Source organism: Dokdonella sp. (genome assembly GCF_049593775.1).
Classification (GTDB): Bacteria; Pseudomonadota; Gammaproteobacteria; order Xanthomonadales; family Rhodanobacteraceae; genus Dokdonella.
Genome location: NZ_JBAWHJ010000399.1, coordinates 1 through 4,643, shown reverse-complemented (window position 1 = coordinate 4,643; position 4,643 = coordinate 1). Strand labels below are relative to the sequence as shown.

Genomic DNA, 4,643 nt, shown 5'->3' with positions numbered 1-4,643 from the left:
GATACACCCAGCGAGAGTTGCTGGAAGTCATTGCGCTGACGTGTACGTTCGCCCCGTTTTGCGAGCTCGGCAAGGCGACTGATGCCAGTGACGCCATGCACCCCGTAGATGTCGACTGTGATCGCGGGCCGGGCTACCTGCCCGAAGAACGAACATCGGCAAGCGATGGCGTATTGGCGCTCAAGATGGGAGGGCTGCTGGCTCACATAGAAGCGCAGGTGGGGAACTTGCCGCCCGGTCTTCAACTGATGACGTTTCGCATGCGCGGAGGACCTTCAGTCCAGGCGGATATTGATCTTGCCCAGCGACTCGTCGATGGCTGGACGTCGGACGGGACGCGCGGGCACGCAAGGTTGTCCGCAGGGCATACCCTGGAGAGCGTGATCGGCCTGCACGACCTGCATTTCGTCCTTTGCGGAAACGAAGATTTTGATGGTTTTCTTCGTCGCCTGCGCGGGACATCCATCCAGTTGTCCGACCAGGATGCGGCGGCGTCATGGGCGACTGGCGCAAGCGACCAGATGCGTGCGCAGCCGCTTCCAGTACGCATCGTCGATCAGAGTTTTGGCGGCTACCGCGTCACCTGGGAACGCGGGAGCCACGGCGAAGCGGTACGCACCAAGGTCGGCGAGCTGGTCGGTCTTTCAGTGCACGCGAGCTCCGCGCAGCAACCGGACTGGATGGTTGGAGTGGTGCGCTGGATGCGCATCGACGACGAGGGCAGTATCGATGCGGGAATCGGGCTGCTGGCGCGACGCTCGCTGGCCATTGGGGTCAACGCGCTCGACGAGTCCGGCAACCTGCTCAACGACAGGCGCGGCATCCTTCTTTCACCCATGCGCTCTGAAGAGTCGGCCATCTATAGTTCACTGTTGACCCCGGGCCTGTTTGAGCGTGAGCCGGAGTCCATCCAGTTGACCCTGCCGATTGATCCGCATCGCTGGCCGTCTTCCGCGTGCACCATCACCGTTGCCGGGGCAGGGTTGATGGAATCGGCGGGCGCCTACCTGCGTTTCGCGCTGCCACCGCTGGATCTTCCTGATGAAGGCCTCGAGCAGGTTGCTGAAAGCTCATTGGCCGAGTCCACTACGGATTGAGTATCCTGCATACTTTGCGCACAGCACTTCCCGCGCCCCAAGCCCTGAATCCTTCAAGATGACGAGTCCCACAGACAGCGCTCATCCGCGTCGCGCCAGCGTAGCTGTGCGCGTTGGCGGCACCGTCGTAGGCAATCGCGAGCCCGTGGTTGTCCAGTCCATGACCAATACCGATACCGCCGACGTTGTTGGTACGGCAAGACAGGTAGCCGAATTGGCACGCAGCGGCTCGGAGTTCGTGCGGGTCACCGTGAACAACCCCGAGTCGGCATCTGCCATTCCGAAGATACGGGATCGTTTGGCGATGATGGGCGCTGATGTGCCCTTGATCGGTGATTTTCACTACAACGGTCACCAGCTGCTAGCGGATGAACCTGCCGCTGCCGAGGCGCTGGCCAAGTACCGGATCAATCCGGGCAACGTCGGTTTCGGGCGCAAGAAGGATTCGCAGTTTTCGGCCATCATCGATACGGCCTTGCGCTTCGCGAAGCCGGTTCGCATTGGTGCCAACTGGGGCTCGCTTGACCAGACCATGGTGGCGACCTTGATGGACGAAAACCATACTCGTCCGGAGCCCTGGAGTGCCGCTCACGTCGCCCGTGAGGCCCTGATTCGATCTGCGCTTGATTCCGCTGCACGTGCCGAGGAGCTGGGTATGTCGCGCGAGCAGATCATCCTTTCATGCAAGGTCTCCGGTGTGCAGGAATTGATCTCGGTGTATCGCGATCTGGCTGCACGATGCGACTACGCCCTGCACCTCGGCTTGACTGAGGCGGGAATGGGTTCGAAGGGCATCGTTGCATCGACTGCGGCACTGGGCGTGTTGTTGCAGGAAGGCATTGGCGACACGATCCGGATTTCCCTGACACCCGAGCCTGGCGAGTCGCGGACCCGCGAGGTCATTGTTGCCCAGGAGCTGTTGCAGACCATGGGCTTGCGAGCATTCACGCCGCTGGTCACCGCGTGCCCCGGATGCGGCAGGACGACCAGCACCTTGTTCCAGGAGTTGGCGCAGTCTGTGCAGTCGCACGTGCGCGAGAAAATGCCGGAATGGCGCATCAAATACGATGGTGTCGAAAACATGACGCTGGCGGTGATGGGTTGCATCGTCAATGGACCCGGCGAATCCAAGCATGCAGATATCGGCATTTCGCTGCCTGGTACCGGAGAGTCGCCGGCAGCGCCGGTGTTCATCGATGGACAGAAGGCGATGACGTTGCGCGGTGACAACATCGCGCTTGAGTTCATCGACGTCATTGAAACCTATGTTGCGCGCAAGTACGCCGCACGAAGTGGAGGCTGAGAAAGATCTTGGCCAAGCAAGGTGAAATCGAATACGTGGCGAATATCGGCGAGGTCGGCGCTGCACATGCATTGGGAAAGCCGTTCTCGGATCCGTATTGCGGACGCATGCTGGCCGACATGGGCGGTCTCCTCATGGTGATGCCGCCGCCGCCAGCACGCGTGCTTGACCTCGGTTGCGGCAGTGGTTGGACCAGCGTTTTCTATGCGCGGCGCGGCTTTCATGTGACTGGACAGGACATCGCACCGGACATGATTGCACTGGCGGAGAAGAATCGTGCCGCAGCCGGGGTCGAGAATCTCGACTTCTGCGTCAGTGACTATGAATCGATGGGGTTCTCGGAAGAGTTCGATATAGCAGTATTCTATGACGCGCTTCATCACGCCGAGGATCCCTCGGCGGCCATCGCCAGTGTCTATCGCGCACTGAAGCCGGGCGGCATGCTGGTTACGCTCGAACCTGGCGTTGGACATGCCGCCGCCGAACATTCGCGCGTGGCGGTCGATACATTCGGCGTGACCGAGCGCGATATGCCTCCGCGCGAAGTTATCCGGCTCGGTCGTGCCGCGGGGTTTCGTGACGCACGGGTCTACCAGATGCCGAAGATGCTGGCGATGGTGCAGTACGAAATGCCTGGTCTTGCCAGGCTTCCCGACTGGCTATCCGACCTGGTTCGTTGGGGTGGCATGGGGTGGCTCATGCTGATCGGCAAGTATCGCCGTGGCGGCATGGTTGTCCTGCGCAAATAGCGGCGCAGGGCAAGGATCAGGCGCGTAGCTGCAAGCGTGCATTCCGGCGAGCATCAAACATGCCCTTGCATTTGAGGATTTCGATGTAAGGCCCTGTTTTTGAGTGAGAGATCTTCAGACGAAGTGCCGCCGGGCTGGATTCCTGTTCTGCCTGCAATGGGCGGAACAGAAAAGCCAGCGCATTCCCGGTTTCGGCTGCCAACTGCAGGCGGCGCAACTGTTTGTAGCTGGCATCCGGCAACCAGTGCAGCACCGCTGCGCAGCAACCAGCGCGCAGGCATTGTTCGGCACTCCAGTGTGAATCGGTGGCTCCGGCGTCGATCTGCACAAAGTGATCCAGATCGATACCGGCTGCAGCCAGTGCCGGTGGATAGGGCAGGTAAGGCGGGGCGATCATGGCCACCCGGCGACGCGAGCGGGTCAGTGCGGCCAGGGCCGGCATGACCAGCTCAAGCTCGCCAAGGCCATCGTTCTCGATGAGGATTTCGGTGAGGCAGCCTACAGGCCAGCCAGCACCCGGCAACAGGGCATCGAGCGACGGGTTTCCACTGGCCTGGGTGCGGATCGAAGATGTCGGCTCGGCACCACCGCGCCAGATGCCGGGATGGCGCAACACCTCACCGAGTGTGGAAGGTTTCGGTAACGGAGCCGGGAGGGCAAAGGGCGCGGCAAGCAAGGCAGACATTGTTCAGGTTCTCCGGATCATGCCGACATAGCGTCCTTCGATCGCGAAGGCATCACGCTGTGGATCGATTTCGATCGGCTCAAAGTCAGGGTTGGATGGAAGCAGGCGAATCCGTCCGCGCTTGCGCTCAAGTGTCTTGAGAGTGACTTCGTCATCGACTCGGGCGACCACGATATGACCGTCATCGGCTGTTTCGGTGCGATGAATGGCAGCCAGGTCGCCATCAAGGATGCCGGCATCACGCATGCTCAGGCCGACTACGCGCAGGAAGTAGTCCGGTCGCGGGCGGAACAGGCTGGCATCGATGCCGAATTCGCCTTCGATATTTTCGGTGGCCAGGATCGGACTGCCGGCGGCCACGCGGCCGACGAGGGGGAGCAGCATCGCCGCCGGCGTCCGTGAGCGGTGGTTCAGGCGCAGTCCGCGGTGCGGAATGCGTTCGAGCATGCCCTTGCGTTCAAGAGCCTTGATGTAGTCCTGGGCCGAGCTGTGCCGGGCAAACCCCAAGGCGTCAGCGATCTCGCGCAGCGTCGGCGCACTGCCGCGCTCGGCCATGTGCTGGCGGATATAGTCCAGTACCCGGCGTTGGTTGTCGGTGAGCTCGAATTCGTCCATACGTACTAATGTACGTATATCCGTCAGGTCTTGCAAGCAGCGCAGCAATCGTTCGCAATTCCCGCGTTATTCCGGCCCCGGCTGATGAAAGCACCGCATCACTTGCTGGTGTCAGTCGCCGCACCATTGCGATTCGCAGGGAGTACCGTCGTTGTCACCATCCATCCTGGGGCCAGGACAATGCCGAAGGAAGT

At 61.3% G+C, this 4,643-nt stretch carries 6 protein-coding genes; 3 read left to right on the top strand and 3 right to left on the bottom strand.

The window, feature by feature from the left end; genetic code table 11:
* The 3 genes from WBP53_RS13690 to WBP53_RS13680 all read left to right on the top strand — a co-directional run.
* Nucleotides 1–1,097, top strand: a 1,097-nt coding sequence (locus tag WBP53_RS13690; protein WP_423929828.1) for a hypothetical protein, incomplete at its 5' end; no start/stop codon positions are given.
* Nucleotides 1,098–1,155: 58 nt separating this feature from the next.
* The gene (gene ispG / locus WBP53_RS13685; protein WP_423929826.1) at nucleotides 1,156–2,400 is read left to right on the top strand and encodes a flavodoxin-dependent (E)-4-hydroxy-3-methylbut-2-enyl-diphosphate synthase; all 1,245 of its coding nucleotides are present in this window, start codon (nucleotides 1,156–1,158) and stop codon (nucleotides 2,398–2,400) included.
* 8 nt (nucleotides 2,401–2,408) lie between these two features.
* Nucleotides 2,409–3,149: a class I SAM-dependent methyltransferase gene (locus WBP53_RS13680; protein ID WP_423929825.1), complete on the top strand. Its 741-nt coding sequence runs from the start codon at nucleotides 2,409–2,411 to the stop codon at nucleotides 3,147–3,149.
* A 16-nt stretch (nucleotides 3,150–3,165) separates the two neighbouring features.
* Here the strand turns inward: WBP53_RS13680 and imuA are convergent, their stop codons facing one another.
* From imuA to WBP53_RS13665, 3 genes are all read right to left on the bottom strand, one after another.
* Nucleotides 3,166–3,834 carry a translesion DNA synthesis-associated protein ImuA gene (imuA, locus tag WBP53_RS13675; protein ID WP_423929823.1) on the bottom strand — a complete coding sequence of 223 codons (669 nt, stop codon included), beginning with the start codon at nucleotides 3,832–3,834 and terminating at the stop codon, nucleotides 3,166–3,168.
* Nucleotides 3,835–3,837: 3 nt separating this feature from the next.
* The gene (lexA, locus tag WBP53_RS13670; RefSeq protein WP_423929821.1) at nucleotides 3,838–4,449 is read right to left on the bottom strand and encodes a transcriptional repressor LexA; all 612 of its coding nucleotides are present in this window, start codon (nucleotides 4,447–4,449) and stop codon (nucleotides 3,838–3,840) included.
* A gap of 111 nt (nucleotides 4,450–4,560) precedes the next feature.
* The coding region (locus WBP53_RS13665) for an excalibur calcium-binding domain-containing protein (protein WP_423929830.1) at nucleotides 4,561–4,643 on the bottom strand (83 nt) is incomplete at its 5' end.

Bases quoted from the DNA above. Each gene is read 5' to 3' on its own strand.
- ispG (WP_423929826.1), top strand. From the start codon at position 1,156: ATGACGAGTCCCACAGACAGCGCTCATCCGCGTCGCGCCAGCGTAGCT.
- imuA (WP_423929823.1), bottom strand. From the start codon at position 3,834: ATGTCTGCCTTGCTTGCCGCGCCCTTTGCCCTCCCGGCTCCGTTACCG.
- lexA (WP_423929821.1), bottom strand. From the start codon at position 4,449: ATGGACGAATTCGAGCTCACCGACAACCAACGCCGGGTACTGGACTAT.